The following is a 15,648-nucleotide window of genomic DNA, read 5'->3' on the forward strand; positions in this document are numbered from 1 at the left end:
AAGACAACGCCCTGCGTGGGCAGAGCGCTGTCCTTCTTCACGCTTCAGGGTCGACCTAGAACCGTGCCGACACGCGAGCCCGGGCGCCGACGCTGACGTCGCCCTCGCCTTCGATATCGAACAGCACCGCGACATCGAACATCCAGGCCGCTTCGGTTTGCAGCGAAACGCCGGCGGTGACCGTGGCGAACGTCCCCTCGCCGTCAAGACCAGCAAAGCCGACCGTGGCGCCGAGGCTTGGGGTCAGCACCATGCCGTTGCTGAGCACGATGCGTCGTTCGACTTCGGCCCCGATGCTCGCCCGCAGCTGTTCCATGGAGAAGCCCTCCAAAAGCAGCCGGTCGCCCGCATCGTTGCTGACGGCATAATCCTTGACCGTTTCGGTGAGATAGACCGCCCGTAGTTTCGGCGTCACCACAGTCGCTTCGTCGAGATACCATTCGCCCTTGATCGACCCGTCAAACATCCAGCGGGTCGTATCGAACTTGCCCTCGAAGAAGGGCGTGTCGATATCGTTCCAGGAGCCCCCATAGAGCAGGCTGGTGTCGAAGAAAATGCCGTTGGCGATTTCCATCGACAGGTACGGGCCGGCAAACCAGCCATTGCCTGTCAGTTCCGCGTCCTCGTCGGCTGGATCGGTCATCCGGTCGAAATGGGCGGAAATGCCGATCAGGGCCCGGTCGCTGAGGAGATAATCCATGCCGACCGACAAGAGGGCGAAGCTGCCCCAGCGATCGTCCTCGTCATCGTCGTCGCCGCCGGCATGGGCCCGGATGGCGCCGTCGATCCAGACATTGAACCGGCGCGACTCGGCCGCATCCAGACCGTCTGCGCGGTCCCTCGCGGCTTCCATCTGCACCAGGCTTGTCGAAAAGGCGGCACGCATGCCGTCCTCCTGCGGCGACATGCGGATCGTTACCGGATCGCGGGCATTTTCCATGCGCCGCCGCTCCAGAAGGCCGGGCACCTTGATGGTGGACGCGAGAAGATTTTGCCGGGTGCGCACGAAATCGTGCACCAGCTTGTCGATATCCTCAGCTACGACGGCGGCATTGAAATTGAGGTTATAGGCGACGGTGCCGACATTGGAGGTGCCGAGCGCACTGACGAGCCGATAGCCTACGACCGCGCGCCCCGAGAAGCCCGGATTGGGTGTGAAGCGCAGATAGAAGCCGGTGGGCGCCACGGGTCCTGTCTGGGCCAGTTCGCCGCGAATGATCTCGGCCGTGCCAGCGGACGGCGGCGACACATCTGCGAGTACGGCGTCCACGAAGGGGCCGCCGGTTGCACCGCTATTGAGATAGACGTTGGGGGGTGTGCCGCCCGGGGCCACGCTGACTTCCTTGTTGGCGACGGTGACGGCGCGCGGCTGGACCTGCAGCGTGAAACTGGCCGAGCCCGTTGCACCACTGGCGTCGCGCACCTCGATGGTAAAATTGTAGGTGTCTGGCGCGGCGTCTGCCGCCAGCGGGCCGTTGAGATCTCCATTGGACACGTTGAGGACGAGGCCGGCGGGCAGGCTACCCGCTGCCAGACGATAGATCAGCGGTGCCGTGCCGCCGCCTGCGGAAATATCCTGGCTATAGGCCTCGCCCGGCATGGCCGGGGGCAACGCGCCGCCCGCGGGCGTGAAGACGAAGGTGCTGGCGGCCGCATTGACGACCAGATCGTAGGTGGCGGTCGCGACGGCGCCTGCGGGATCAGTCGCGGTGACGGTCGGCGTATAGCGGCCGGACACGCTCGGCGTGCCGCTGATCGCGCCATTGGCGGCGATGACCAGGCCGGCAGGCAGGCCAGTTGCAGAGAAGCTTGCCGGTCCGCTGCCGCCGGTGGCGTTTATGCCCGCATAGGAATAGGCGGCATTGACTGTTGCCGGCGGCAAGGCACTGCCATTGGGGGGCGAGAGCACGAGCGCTGCGGGCTGGATGCGCAGCGAATAGCTGACGACCCCAGTCGCTCCGCCGGCATCGGTGGCGGTGATCGAGAGACTGTAGGTTCCAGCAACCGTTGGTGTGCCGGCGATGACATTGCTGCCGGAAGCGATCGCGAGGCCGGGCGGCAGAGCGCCGCCCGTGACGGTGAAACCGTAGGGTGCCGTGCCTCCGGACGCGCTTAGTGTCTGGCTATATGCCGCACCAAGCGTACCGTCGGGCAAGGGACCCGCCGCAGGCGCAAGCGTCAGCACCGGGTTCGCGACGGTGATCGAGACGGTGGCCGGCGCCGAAGCGCCAGAGGCATTGCTGGCCGTATAGTCGAAACTGTCAGTCCCGACAAAGCCACCGGTTGGCGTATAGGTGATCGCGGTTCCTGCGACATTGACGCTGCCATTGGAAGGACCCGCGGTCACAGCGACCGTGGTGGCCGGACCACCGGTGATGCTGAGCGTGATCGGATTATTGACCGAGCCCCGGACAACGGTTGCCGTGACGGGATTGGCGACCGGCAATCGTTCGGCGATGGCAAGCGTATAGCTGCTGCTGCCCGTTGCCCCGAAGGTGTCGGTTGCGGTGACCGTGAACGTACTGGTTCCGACTGCCGACGGCGTGCCGGCGAGCGCACCGGTGGTGGGATCGAGCGTGATTCCCGGCGGAACGGCGCCGCTGCTTACCGTATAGGAATAGGGTGCGGTGCCGTTGGCGGCGACGAAGGTCTGGCTGTAGGCGATCGCGACGGTGCCGCCCGGCAGAGCGCCGGCCGGCGGCGAGAGCGCAAGCGTCGGTGCGGTGACGGTGATCGTCACGGTGGCGGGTGCCGAGGTTCCAGAAGCGTTGGTGGCTGAATAGGTGAAACCGTCAGTCCCGGAATAGCCCGGTGACGGCGTGTAGGAAAGGGTCGTGCCGCTGATCGAAACCGAGCCCCTGGCGGGTGGCGTGTTGACCGTGATGCTTGTCGCCGCGCCCCCAGACAGCGCCAGTGTCAGCGGTGTTGCCGACGAGTTTGCAGCGACGGTCAGTGATACATTGCCGGCCGTTGGAGGCGGCAGCACTACCGCAAGCGTGTAGCTGACCACACCGAATGCGCCTGTCGTATCCGTGGCGGTGATCGTGAAGGCAGCGTTTTCGACGGTAGTTGGCGTGCCCGAAATCACGCCGGCCGACGACAGTGTCAGTCCTGCCGGCAAGGCGCCGGCCGTCACGGCATAGCTGTAATTGCCGTTGCCGCCGCCGGTGGCGATCGTTTGCGTATAGCTGATGCCCTGCGTCGCGGTCGTCAGGGCGCCGCCCGGCGGCGTGAAGGTAAAGGTCGGTGCGGCAACGGTAATGGTCACTGTCGCCGGTCCCGATGTTCCGCCGGCATTCGTGGCCGTATAGGCAAATGTATCCGGTCCCGAATATCCCGGTGCCGGCGTGTAAAGGATGGATGTGCCGGAAGGAACCGCCGAGCCGTTTGCAGCCGGCGTCGAGACGGCGACCGAGGTCGCGGCGCCGCCGGTAATGTTGAGTGCGATGACATTGTTGCTGGACCCGATCGCCACGGTGGCGGTAGCGGCATTGGCGATCGGCGCCTGTTCGGCAACCGTCAGCGTATAGGCGGCGGAGCCGCTGGCGCCGTATGTGTCCGTGGCGGTAACCGTGAAACTGAACGTCCCCGCCACAGTCGGTGTGCCGGCGAGCGCGCCGGTCGCCCCGTCGAGCGTCAGCCCTGCCGGCGCCGCGCCGACGGTTATGGCATAGGCATAGGGCGTGGTGCCGCTGGCGGCGGCGAATGTCTGGCTGTAGGCCGTACCGACCTGGCCGGACGGCAACGCCCCCGGCGCCGGCGTCAGGACCAGCGTCGGCGCAGTAACGGTGATGGTGATCGTTGCGGGCGCGGATGTGCCGCCGGCATTGGTGGCCGTGAAGGTAAAGCTGTCCGTCCCGGAAAATCCGGGATTGGGCGTATAGACGAAGCTGGCGCCCGCGGCGGCGATGCTGCCGGAGGTCGTGGGTGTTACGACCGCGACGCTATCGGGGGTGCCACCGGACGTGACGGGAGCGACCGGGGCATTGGTGCTGTTGGCCGCAACGACCACGCCAGTGTTCACGGCGCCAGGCGCGGTGACATAGGTGAACTGGCGGCCGACGCCGCCGGTACTCGCCCCGCCGAGCGTGGTAACGATGACATCGACGGACCCCTCGCTGCCTGCCGGCGATATGGCCGTCAGGCTTGTGGCGCTGTTGAAGGAGATGGAGGTGGCCGGCACGCCCCCGAACGTCACCGTGGCGTCGGGGGTAAAGCGCGTTCCGGTAATGGTCACCGCCGTACCGCCCGCAAGCGGCCCCGCCGTCGGGGACAGCGAACTGACTTCGGGTGCAGCAACATAGGTAAAGGTGCTGGCAGCACTGGCGACGCTGGTGCCGCCGGCGGTGGTGACCGCCACATTGACCGGTCCTTCCGCTCCGCCGGGCGCCGTGACGGTGATCGCGGTTGCGCTGACGGACTGGATGGTGGCAGCGACGCCGTTAAATGTCACGCCGGTCGCACCGGCAAGATCGCTGCCGGCAATGACCACCGACGTGCCGCCCGCAAGCGGTCCAGACGCGGGCGAGAGGCCCGAAATCGACGGCAGCGGTCGGTAGGTGAATGAGCCCGCCCCCGCGGTGCCGCCAGCAGTCGTCACGGAGATGGCTGCAGAGCCCGCCGCGGCCGGCGGCGTCGTGAAAACGACTTCGGTTGCGGTGTTCGACGTGAAGGGGACCGGCGTACCGTTAAGCGTCACCGTCGCGCCCGTCAGATTGGTGCCGGTGATGGTGACGCTGGTTCCGCCAGCGACCGGTCCTTCGGTCGGGGTGACGCTGTTGACCGTCGGCGCGGCCACATAGGTATAGGGACGAGCAGCGCTGGTGCCTCCGAGCGCGGTCACGATAATGCTGACCCCGCCCGGCGCGCCGGCCGGGGCCTGCGCGGTGATCTGGTTGACGCCGCCGATATTGAAGGAGGTTGCCGGAACGCCGCCGAATTCGACGGCGGTGACATCGACGAAATTGCTGCCGGCAATGATGACGCTGTTGCCTCCGGCGGATGGGCCCTGAGCTGGCGTCAGCGACGAGATCGTGGGAGCAGCGACATAGGAAAAGGTCGAGCCAGCGCCTGCCGTACTGGTGCCGCCGGGGGTGGTGACGGCAACGGTGACGCTGCCGGCGGACCCGGCGGGAGCGACCGCGGTGATCTGGGTGTCGCTGTCGAACGTGTAGCTGGTCGCAGCCGTTCCCCCGAAGGAAACGCCACTGACACCGGTGAACGCCGTGCCGGTGATGACGACCTCAGTGCCGCCCGCCGTCGACCCGCGTAACGGCAGGAGCGACGTGACCGTTGGCACGGCGATATAGGTGAACCTCCCTGCCGCAATCGGTCCGCCGGTGCTTCTGGCCACCGCCACGTCGACCTCGCCGGCCGCATGCGCGGGCGCGATTGCAGTGATCGTCTGCGCATCCACGACCGTCAAGCCCGTCGCGGCGACCCCGTCGAACGTGACCGACGTGATGCCGGCTACGTTGGTGCCGGTAATGGTCACCGGCGTTCCGCCAATGGCGGAGCCGCTGGTCGGCGTCAGGCCGGATACGGTGGTCGTGGCGCCAGAACAGATCATGCGGAAACGCAAGGATCCGGTGCCACCATCGAGGAGCGACCCGCCTTGCGCGTAGATCTCATAGCCCGGCGCCGATGTCAGCTCCAGCGTGCCCGTCACGCTTCGGTCCACGACACGTGCCTCGACCAGGACAAGAGGAGCAGGGTTGATATTCAGGTTGGTGACTTCGAAACGCGCCCTGATGTTGCGGTCATCCATCGGGTCCAGCTCCGCCGCGGAACTGCCGAATGTCTGGGCCTGATACCACAGCGTTTCCCCGTCCTCGAAATCATCGAAAAAGTCTCCGTTATCGTTATCATCGTCGGGTCCGTAAACCTGCGTGGTGCCGAACTTGGTTGTCAGATCCGAGCAGGCCTGAGATGCAAGCGTCGCTTGTACGCCGGCAAACAGCAGAACGATCATCCACACAAAAGCCCGCATGCGGCGAAGCCATGCCCCCATGACGCTTCGCCCCCACAATCCCCTGCCCCGTCGCTGCATAAACCACCTCGCCCTGCGAGGCATCAGCACCTCGCTGCAATCTATGGTATTGCAACCCATGATTCTTAGACAGCCATTCAGCATCCCAAGATTACATTATTTTCTTCTTATATCTTTATTGCAACAGTGGCGGCGGGCGGTTCTTTCCCGCCGCCGGCACGGGTGTTACGGCCGGGGTGGGAAAAGGCCGTTGACGAGAATGCATTGCGTCAGCCCCAGTCCGGGCGATTGGATGGAGAAGGGCACTGGACCGCCGCTATTGGGCTGAACGGTGACCGTTCCCCCGGTAATGCCCGAATTGACGCTGAACGTGAGTTCCGGCGTGCCGGCCGTTCCGGTGAGATTGGCCGAGACCCCGCCAAGTGCGATGGGATCGGCCGTGGAGGTGGAGGGCACGTAGATGTTGGCGCCACCACCGCCCGAGCCGCCATTGCCAAAGAATGCGCCGGCGCTGATCGTTCCCGCTCCATTGGCCACTCTGCCCTGAAAGCTGGTATTGACTGCCAGATTGCCGGTTGTGGCGGGGATGGTCACTGTCTGCGACCCGCCGCCTCCGGTGCCGTTAAATGTCGCCGGATGAGTATGGGGCGGCAGGTTCTGGGCAAGAAGCGTAGCGTTCGACTGACCGACGGGCTCGCCGAGCGTGACCGGGTTCAGGCCTTGGCCCTGCCCACTGCCGACAACACTGCGCGACTGCAGGTTGGGAAGCGCAAACGTGCTTGTTCCGTTACCGCCATAGGTGGTACCGAGCAAGGCGAAAAGGGCGGAATTGCTGCTGATCGCCAGGATAGCACCGTTGGCCGGCAGAAAGTCACGCGGGCAGAAATTGGACGCAAAAGTGCAGACGCTTCCGATGTAGCTTTCCGGCCCGCAGGCCATGGCCGTGCGCGGACTGCCGAAAAAGATCACGCCCGCGCTGACGGTCGCTGCGGCAACAGCCAAGACATTGATACCAGCCGATGGTAGCCGGCTTTTCGAAAATGAGAACGGCATGTTTCCTCCTCTTGTTCCGACCTTGCAGCGGGCGAATGCCCGTCTGTGCGTCGGCGCAAGCGAGTGTAGAACAGCCGCTCCCACCCACAATCCGCAGATTGCTGCTGGTTTATCGATTTAACCTTGGGTTGTCTGCGCTTTCAGTGACGGACGGCGGTATCGCCCATGACATCGTGGCGCTTCAACTGATCGATGGCGCTCAAAGCTTCGTCGGCCGACCAGCCGGCGCGCAGCGCGGCCTCGAGCAGCTTGGCTTCTGCCTCGACCTCAAGTTTGAGATAAAGCGGCTCCAGAGCTTCCTGAACGGTGAGCAGGTGCTCGTCGGGTGAAATGATGCCATCAAAGCGCATTGTCATGTTTCAACCTCTTCTCCTCACTGTAGGCCAGCGTTCGTAACTTCACGCAATCCAAACTGTTCCTGAACTATTCCGATTTACCGGCGAATTTTTGCCAGGCACGCTTTAGCGAAAGATAAAGGGATAGCGGCCAATATGCGTGCCATGAACGGTGCCGGGTATGGGACATGGCACCGCACGATCCGCGGCTTTGCGAGGAGGCCTGCGGTTTTGACAACGACAAGGAAAAGGCGATGGCCGACTACAGGAGCAGCATACGCAGTTTCATCGCCGAAAACTTTCTGTTTCGGGCCGATGCCGACATCGCCGACGATCAGTCTCTGCTCGATAGCGGCGTGATGGATTCCACAGGTGTGCTCGAACTCATCGCCTTTCTCGAAAACACCTACGGCATCACCGTTGCCGACCACGAGATCGTGCCGGACAATCTCGACAGCATCACGCGGGTTTCGAACTACCTGGCGTCGAAGGCGGTTGCCGCCTGATAGCGACCATGCCGGAAGGGGGGCGGGCATGCGGATCGAAACGCTTCTTTCGCAAAACCTGCGCGAGCGGCCGACCAAGACGGCCGTGGCGGCAGGCGACCTGCGCCTGACCTATGGCGACCTCGATCGACAATCCGATCGGCTGACGAGACAGATGGCAACAAGGGGCGCCGTCTGCGGCGATCGCATCGTCTTCCTGCTCGATAACGGATGCGAGGCCGTGGTTGCGTTCTTCGCAGCCTGGAGACTGGGCGCTGTGGCCTGTCCGCTGCACCCGACCATCAAGGCGGAAAAGCTGGCGGACATCCTGCGCAGCGTCGAACCGACGGTCATTCTTTGCGCAGCCCGCCTGGTTCCCGTGGTCGAGGCCGCCTGCCGGCTGGCAGGCAGCGACCCGGTCCTGATCGCAGTCGCGGGCGGCGCCGCCCCACCCGTCGGCTTCCTTTGCTTCGAGGATCTGGTGGCGGCAGACGGCCTGTCGCACGATGCTACGTCACCGGCACCGGCTGTGGATTCGGTCGACGCGCTGGCCTTGCTCATTCACACCTCCGGCTCCACCGGCCGACCCAAGGGCGTGATGCTGAGCCACGCCAATGTTTTCGCCGCCTGCACGTCGATCGTCGGTTACCTGGACAATGCCGAGGACGATATCGTGCTCAGCGTCCTGCCGCTGTCGCATGGCTATGGCATCACCCAGATGGTGACGATGGCAATGGTGGGCGGCACGCTCATTCTCGAAAAAAGCTTCGCGTTTCCGCAAGTCATCCTGTCGCGGCTCAAAAGCGAAACCGTCACCGGCTTCCCGCTGGTGCCGGCCATGGCGACCCAACTTGTCGGGATGGCGGATTTTTCCGAACAGACGCTGGCGCATCTGCGCTACATCACCAGTGCCGCGGCCGCCATGCCACCGGTCACGACGGCGCATCTTCTCGAAAAGCTGCCGCAGGCCAGGCTTTATCTGATGTACGGGCAAACGGAATGCCTGCGCACCGCTTACCTGCCTCCGTCCGAAGCTGCGGACCGACCGCTATCGGTCGGGCATGCCATCCCCGGCACGCGGGTCGCCATTCTCGACGATGAGGGCATGCCCGTCGAGCCGGAAGTGGTCGGCGAACTCGTGGTGGAGGGCCCGCATGTGATGCAGGGCTATTGGCGCGACGCGGTCGCGACGACCGCCGCCCTGCGACCGGGGCCGAACGGCCCGCGGCTCCATACCAGTGACCTTTTTCGCGTCGACCATCAGGGGTTTCTCCATTTCGTGGCCCGGCGCGACGACATCATCAAGACGCGCGGCGAAAAGGTGAGCCCACAGGAGGTCGAGCGGGTGCTCTACGCCCTGCCGGGTATTCGGGAAGCGGCAGTCGAAGGGGTCGCCGATGCGCTCTACGGCCAGGTGGTCAAGGCCCATATCGCGGCCGAACCTTCAGCCGGTCTGACCGAACGCCTGGTGCAGCGCCATTGTGCCGCGCATCTGGAGGACTTCATGGTGCCGAAACTCGTGGAATTTCACGATGTCCTGCCGAAGACGGCGACGGGCAAGATACGGCTCAACGCCGAACCGGCGGATGCGCACAACATCAACGAAGGGAGCAGGACAGCGTGATGGCAGGAACCAAAGGATTTTCCGCAGACAGCCTAAAACTGGACGCCGAGGCCGAGATCGCGCGCATCTGCGTCTGGCTGCGCGATACGGTGGGCAAGGACCTGCGCAAGCGCGGCGCGGTGCTTGGCCTCTCGGGCGGCATCGACTCCAGCGTGACGGCAGCGCTTTGCGCCCGTGCCCTGGGGCCGCAGAAGGTCACCGGCATTTTCATGCCCGAACATGACAGCGACCCAGAAAGCCTGCGCCTCGGCCAGGCTTTGGCCGCTGCCGTCGGCGTCGAGACGGTGCTCGAGGATATCGGACCGGCGCTCGCGGCCGCCGGCTGCTACACCCGCCGCGACGGTTTCATCCGTCAGGTCGTGCCGGAATTCGGCGAAGGCTGGGGTTGCAAGGTGGTTCTGGAAGACGCCCTGACCGGCCGCGGCTACAATATTTCCTGGTTGGTGGTGGCCGATCCGGCCGGCAAGCAGAGCCGTCACCGCATGCCGCTCGATGTCTATCTCGGGATGATCGCCGCTGCCAACATGAAGCAGCGCACCCGCAAGCAGATCGAGTATTACCATGCCGACCGGCTGAACCATGCGGTTGCCGGGACCCCGAACCGGCTGGAATACGATCAGGGCTTCTTCGTCAAGAACGGCGATGGCGCCGCTGATTTCAAGCCGATCGCCCATCTCTACAAGACCCAGGTCTACCAGCTGGCAGAAGCGCTCGGTGTGCCCGAGGACATTCGCCGCCGCCCGCCGACCACCGACACGTGGTCGCTGCCGCAGGGCCAGGACGAATACTATTTTTCGTTGCCCTATGATCGCATGGATCTTTGCCTCTACGCGCTCGACAACGGCGTTCCTCGCGAAGAGACGGGCGCGGTCGTCGGCCTGACGGCCGATCAGGTGGACGCCGTTTGGCGCAATATCGCCGCCAAGCGCAAGGTCGCCGACTATCTGCATGCCGAGCCGAAAAGACTGACCGGCTGACGACTGGAGCGAACACGGAGGTTCGCTCGGACAATCCGATCCGTGGGCGGTTTCAGAGGTCGAAGCGGTCGCCGATCAGGCGCATCCAGCTTTCGCCGGCAAGCCCGCTGATCAGCGCCTGACCGGCCTTGACGGGCTCCAGCAATGTCTTGTCCCGGGCATGGGCGACATAAAAGGCACGGCCGACGAACAGAGCGCGCCGCTGCATCAGGGCGGGAACGAGCCATGGGTGGGCAGCGCCGCGAAGGGCGGCGCAACCGTAGGCATGTGCATGCGCAAACAGGTCGTCGACCAACCCCTCTCGTTGCGTGGACAGCGATACGGCCTGCAGGACCCAACCGATGCCGCCCGCGCTGGCGAAATAGGCATAGGCCGCGATCGGACGGCCATCCGGTCCATCGGCGACCCGCCATTCGGGATAGCCGAAACTGCGCTTCTGCTCCGCCTGTCTGACAAACCAGTCAAGCGAGCCGGCATCCCAGCGCGGCCGTAGGGGGTAGGCATCCTTCAGGACAAGGAGCGCACGAGCGAAATCATCCCGGGTGACATCATGAAACATCGGCCGCCGGCCTTGCGGCTGATCGAGCGGCGCAGGACGGCGCACCCAACCGACGGCGCGATCGGCAATGCGACCGAGCGGTCGCGCAAGTTGCAACGCGGGAACAGTCCGCTCTGCAAGCTGAACGCCGGTCGAGACCGGGCGCAAAACTTTCAGCCAGTTGAGGCTGTAGGCGGGGTCGAGCGGGTGCCCGAGCTTCTGCCACATGTTGAGGGCAGTGGCATTGGCTGTTTCGGTCAGCGAAATATCCTGCGGGCCCGCCAGGAACGCCCGCAGGAGGCGCGCGCCGACCAGCGGATTTGCCTTGGGGTCGTCGACCATCATCGAACCCGCAAAAGCTGCGAGGACGTTTCTTCCCTCGAGTTCAAGCCTAGCCGGCACGATGCCGATGAAGCCGCAAGGGTGGCCGTTGCCATCGATGGCCACCTTCGAGCGCAGCCCCGGTTCGTCCCATGGATGCCGCAAGAACGACTGCTCGAGACTGTCGTTGAGCGACGCGGACGCTTTCGCCCTCCCCCGGAAGGTCTTTTGAAACAGACGCGCAACGCCGTCGATATCGTCGCGTTCGAGGTCGCGTATTGTGGTCGCTTGTCCGCTCATGCAGGGGCCATGGCCAATCTCGTCCGTCGATCAGGTCGCCTATAGGCCAAGGCTTAATCAACGAAAGGAGGCCCCGCAAGCGGAGCCTCCAATCAAAATTACCGGACGATGATGGACGCCTTACATCCAGTAGGGCGGCACGCCGTAGTAGTCGTAGACCTTGCGGTCGTTTTCCTTGTACCAGCTGTCGTCATTGAGATCGGAATAGCGCGGCGCACCGGTGATCTGATCCTTGGTGAGGTCGATACGGTAACCGTCGAGTTGCTCGTCGTAGCGCAGCTTTTCCCAGGGCAGCGGGTAATGGTCGTCACCGATGCCGAGGAAGCCGCCGAAGCTCAGCACCGCATAGGCGACGCGACCGCCGCGCTTTTCGAGAAGAATGCGCTCGATAGAGCCGATATGCTTGTTGTCGGCGCCATAAACCTTGGTGCCTTCGACCTTGTCGCTGGCAATCAGGGAATGGCTGTCCTTGACATAGGGGTCCTGGCCGGCGCGGGGTTCCTGATGCAACATGATGCACCTCCTGTTTGATGTTTCCGTCGAATTACGAAAACCCAACTCGCAATCGCCGGCATTGGTTCCGGCACTCCTTCGCGAACGCCCGCGGGTCGCTGCCATGCTACGGCGGTCCGCAGCAACAGCGCGCGCGAGACGATTGCCAAGGATTCGAGCGTGCGCCGATCGCGGCGTTTAACGGCTCTCCCCACAATTGACGTTTACGTCAAGGTTATCTAGGTTGCTGTTGGCTGGCCTTGACGGCCATATCCGTGCGATACTGTCGGCGGCCAGGGGTGGGAGGACCTTTGCGCTTGTCACGACCCGGCAGTATGGCTTCCGGTTCCCGAAGAGGTGAGCGGAGACGGATGCTGACAACAGGGAGGAAGAATAGATGACTGATCTTGCTGCTGCACCGGCGCAAGCGCCTGTCGAGAAAATCTGGCTGGCATCTTATCCGCCGAACGTTCCGGCAGAGTTGCCGCCGCTCAGTCGTCAGTCTCTGGGTGAGCTGTTCGAGGAAAGCTGTCAGCGTTATGCCGCCCGCACCGCTTTCACCAGCATGGGCAAGGGCCTCACCTATGAGGCGATGGAGCGCGAAAGCCGCAAGATCGCCGCGTTCCTTCAATCACAGGGATTGAAGAAGGGCGATCGCGTTGCGGTGATGATGCCCAACATTTTGCAGAACCCCGTCACGGTGTACGGCATTTTGCGCGCCGGGATGATCGTCGTGAACGTCAACCCGCTCTATACGCCGCGCGAGCTGGAACACCAGATCAGGGATTCAGGCGCGACCGCGATCTTCGTGCTCGAAAACTTTGCAAATACCGTGCAGCAGGTGCTGGGCAAGACGCCGCTGCGCCATGTCGTTGTGACCACGATGGGCGACATGCTTGGCCTCAAGGGCCATGTTGTCAATCTCGTCGTGCGCCGGGTGAAAAAGCTGGTGCCGGCATGGTCGATACCATCAGCCCTCACCTTTAAGTCGGTACTTTCCAAGGGCGCCGGCCAGACACTGAAACCGACAGAGGTTTCGCTCGGGGATATCGCCTTCCTGCAATATACCGGCGGCACGACCGGCGTCTCCAAGGGTGCGGTCCTGACCCATGGCAACCTTCTCTCCAATCAGGAGCAGATGGGCTACTGGCTGGAAACGGCCTTCATCAACAAGCAGAAGCCGGAAGTCCTGAACTTCGTCTGCGCGCTGCCGCTCTACCACATCTTTGCGCTGACGGTGAATTCGCTTATGGGGGTGGCGACCGGAGCCAACAATATCCTCATTCCCAATCCGCGCGACATTCCCGCCTTCGTGGCAGAACTTGCCAAATGCGAGCCGCATGTTTTTCCGGGCCTCAATACGCTGTTCAACGCGCTGATGAACAATGCCGCGTTCCAGAAACTCGATCTCTCCTCTCTGATCCTTGTGTTCGGGGGCGGCATGGCCGTGCAGCGGCCGGTGGCCGAGCGCTGGCTCCAGATGACAGGCTGCCCGGTGACGGAAGGGTACGGCCTGTCGGAGACCTCGCCGGTCGCCACCGCCAACCGCCTGGACACGACCGAGTTTACCGGCACGATCGGCCTGCCGATCTCCTCGACCGACATCACGATCCGCGACGATGACGATACGGTTCTGCCGAACGGCGAAGTCGGCGAAATCTGCATCCGCGGACCGCAGGTCATGGCCGGTTACTGGCAGCAGCCAGCCGAAACCGCCAGAGTGATGACACCGGATGGCTATTTCCGCTCCGGCGACATGGGCTTCATGGACGGCAAGGGCTATGTGAAGATCGTCGACCGCAAGAAGGACATGATCCTCGTCTCCGGCTTCAACGTCTATCCCAATGAAGTCGAGGAAGTCGTGGTGGCGCATCCCGGCGTTTTGGAATGCGCGGCGATCGGAGTGCCATGCGAACATTCCGGCGAGGCGGTGAAGATCTTCGTGGTCAAGAAGGATCCGAACCTGACGGAAGCGGACGTGAAGGCGCATTGTGTGGCCAACCTGACCAATTACAAGCGGCCGCGCTTCATCGAGTTCCGCGCCGAGCTGCCAAAATCCAATGTCGGCAAGATCCTGCGCCGGATGTTGCGGGAATAGGCGCTGGCCCTTGCCGGTGTCTGTCGTACACCACAGCGTCGCCACCCGTTGCATCGCGGCGACAGGCCGCGCCGCATCGCGCGGCAATGCGGATCAAGGACATCGCAGCGATGGACGATCGATGCGCAATACACTAGTTGTCCGATGAGCCGGCAATCTGGAGCATGCGTGCGTATCATCCTCTCTCACCGTTTCATCGCGATGGTGGCACTGCTCGGCATGCTGAGCGGTTGCGCCGGACGGCCCGAAGGCGTGCTGATCCCGACGGCGAATGCGGCGGTCGCCGGCGCTTCCAAGGTCGACGTTCTGGTCGCCACGACCCGTCGCCCGTCTCAAACCCCGGGCGTGCTCTATTCCGGAGAGCGTGGTGCTCATCCGGCCATTACCGAAATCGCCGTTTCCATTCCGCCCGACAGCGTACGTGAGACCGGCCAGGTCCAATGGCCGAGGAAACTGCCGGCCGATCCGGCGAGGGAATTCGCGACACTCTCCGTAACGCCGACGACGAGACCCCAGGCGCATCGCTGGCTGCATGAGAACCTGCCTGCGAGCAAACGGGTGATGGTGTTCGTCCACGGCTTCAACAATCGCTACGAGGACGCCGTCTACCGTTATGCGCAGATCGTGCACGACAGCGGTGCCGATGTGGCGCCGATCCTATTCACCTGGCCGTCGCGCGGCAGCATCTTTGCCTATAACTACGACCGGGAAAGCACGAACTATTCCCGCGACGCGCTGGAAGACATGCTGCGCACTATCGCCCGCAACCCGGAAGTCGGCGAAGTGGTGGTGATGGCACATTCCATGGGCTCGTGGCTGACCGTGGAAGCGTTACGACAGATGGCGATCCGCGACGGCCGCGTGGCACCAAAAATCCGCAACGTCATTCTTGCCTCGCCCGATCTCGATGTCGATGTGTTCGGCCGGCAGATCGCCGAGATCGGCACCAAGGGGCCTCGTTTCACCCTGTTCGTTTCGCGCGACGACCGCGCACTCAGCCTGTCGCGCAGGATTTCCGGCAATATCGATCGGCTGGGGCAGGTCGACCCGACCATCGAGCCCTATCGCTCCGAATTCGAGAAGCAGGGCATCGTCGTTCTTGACCTGACCGCCCTGAAGGGCGGCGATCGCCTCAACCACGGCAAATTCGCCGAAAGTCCCGAAGTGGTCAAACTTCTCGGCAACCGACTGATCGCGGGCCAGACCGTGACCGACAGCGACGTCGGATTTGGCGAGCGCATCGGCGCCGTCGCGCTCGGCACGGCGCAGACGGTGGGTGGCGCGGCAAGCGTGGCCGTCAATGCGCCGATCTCGATCTTCGATCCGAAGACAAGACGCAGTTACGGCGATCAGGTTGACCGCCTCGGGCGCTCCGTCGGCAACACGGTCGAGACCGCGGTCGGCCGCTGATCCGATTCATTATCCGGCTGACCAGA

At 63.7% G+C, this 15,648-nt stretch carries 10 protein-coding genes; 5 read left to right on the top strand and 5 right to left on the bottom strand.

Going from position 1 to position 15,648, the window contains the following annotated elements; translation table 11 throughout:
* Positions 1–55 precede the first annotated feature (55 nt).
* The 3 genes from ACQKKX_RS16765 to ACQKKX_RS16775 all read right to left on the bottom strand — a co-directional run bounded on the left by ACQKKX_RS16765 (position 56) and on the right by ACQKKX_RS16775 (position 7,398).
* On the bottom strand, positions 56–5,989 hold the full coding sequence (locus ACQKKX_RS16765) for an IPT/TIG domain-containing protein (protein ID WP_427572201.1): 5,934 nt from the start codon (positions 5,987–5,989) through the stop codon (positions 56–58).
* 225 nt (positions 5,990–6,214) lie between these two features.
* The gene (locus tag ACQKKX_RS16770; RefSeq protein ID WP_427572203.1) at positions 6,215–7,042 is read right to left on the bottom strand and encodes a phage tail protein; all 828 of its coding nucleotides are present in this window, start codon (positions 7,040–7,042) and stop codon (positions 6,215–6,217) included.
* 140 nt (positions 7,043–7,182) lie between these two features.
* The gene (locus ACQKKX_RS16775) at positions 7,183–7,398 is read right to left on the bottom strand and encodes a hypothetical protein (protein WP_427572204.1); all 216 of its coding nucleotides are present in this window, start codon (positions 7,396–7,398) and stop codon (positions 7,183–7,185) included.
* 233 nt (positions 7,399–7,631) lie between these two features.
* Between ACQKKX_RS16775 and ACQKKX_RS16780 the strand changes: the two genes are divergently transcribed.
* Genes ACQKKX_RS16780 through nadE form a run of 3 tightly spaced genes read left to right on the top strand, consistent with a single transcriptional unit; the run spans position 7,632 to position 10,463 of the window.
* Positions 7,632–7,883, top strand: coding sequence for an acyl carrier protein (locus tag ACQKKX_RS16780; protein ID WP_427572301.1), 252 nt, complete (start codon positions 7,632–7,634; stop codon positions 7,881–7,883).
* 28 nt (positions 7,884–7,911) lie between these two features.
* Positions 7,912–9,486 (top strand): class I adenylate-forming enzyme family protein, encoded by a 1,575-nt coding sequence (locus ACQKKX_RS16785; RefSeq protein ID WP_427572206.1) that lies wholly within the window; start codon positions 7,912–7,914, stop codon positions 9,484–9,486.
* On the top strand, positions 9,486–10,463 hold the full coding sequence (nadE, locus tag ACQKKX_RS16790) for an NAD(+) synthase (RefSeq protein ID WP_427572208.1): 978 nt from the start codon (positions 9,486–9,488) through the stop codon (positions 10,461–10,463). The genes ACQKKX_RS16785 and nadE overlap by 1 nt, the downstream gene beginning before the upstream one ends.
* A 52-nt stretch (positions 10,464–10,515) precedes the next feature.
* Here the strand turns inward: nadE and ACQKKX_RS16795 are convergent, their stop codons facing one another.
* Positions 10,516–11,622 (bottom strand): hypothetical protein, encoded by a 1,107-nt coding sequence (locus ACQKKX_RS16795; protein WP_427572210.1) that lies wholly within the window; start codon positions 11,620–11,622, stop codon positions 10,516–10,518.
* A 120-nt stretch (positions 11,623–11,742) separates the two neighbouring features.
* On the bottom strand, positions 11,743–12,135 hold the full coding sequence (locus ACQKKX_RS16800) for a PRC-barrel domain-containing protein (protein ID WP_427572211.1): 393 nt from the start codon (positions 12,133–12,135) through the stop codon (positions 11,743–11,745).
* 376 nt (positions 12,136–12,511) lie between these two features.
* On the opposite strand from ACQKKX_RS16800, the gene ACQKKX_RS16805 reads away from it, so the two are divergent.
* On the top strand, positions 12,512–14,212 hold the full coding sequence (locus ACQKKX_RS16805) for a long-chain-fatty-acid--CoA ligase (protein WP_427572213.1): 1,701 nt from the start codon (positions 12,512–12,514) through the stop codon (positions 14,210–14,212).
* A gap of 201 nt (positions 14,213–14,413) precedes the next feature.
* Positions 14,414–15,622, top strand: a complete 1,209-nt coding sequence (locus ACQKKX_RS16810) for an alpha/beta hydrolase (RefSeq protein ID WP_427572302.1) — start codon at positions 14,414–14,416, stop codon at positions 15,620–15,622.
* Positions 15,623–15,648 lie beyond the last annotated feature (26 nt).

Source organism: Neorhizobium sp. NPDC001467, from assembly GCF_050275975.1.
Classification (GTDB): Bacteria; Pseudomonadota; Alphaproteobacteria; order Rhizobiales; family Rhizobiaceae; genus Neorhizobium.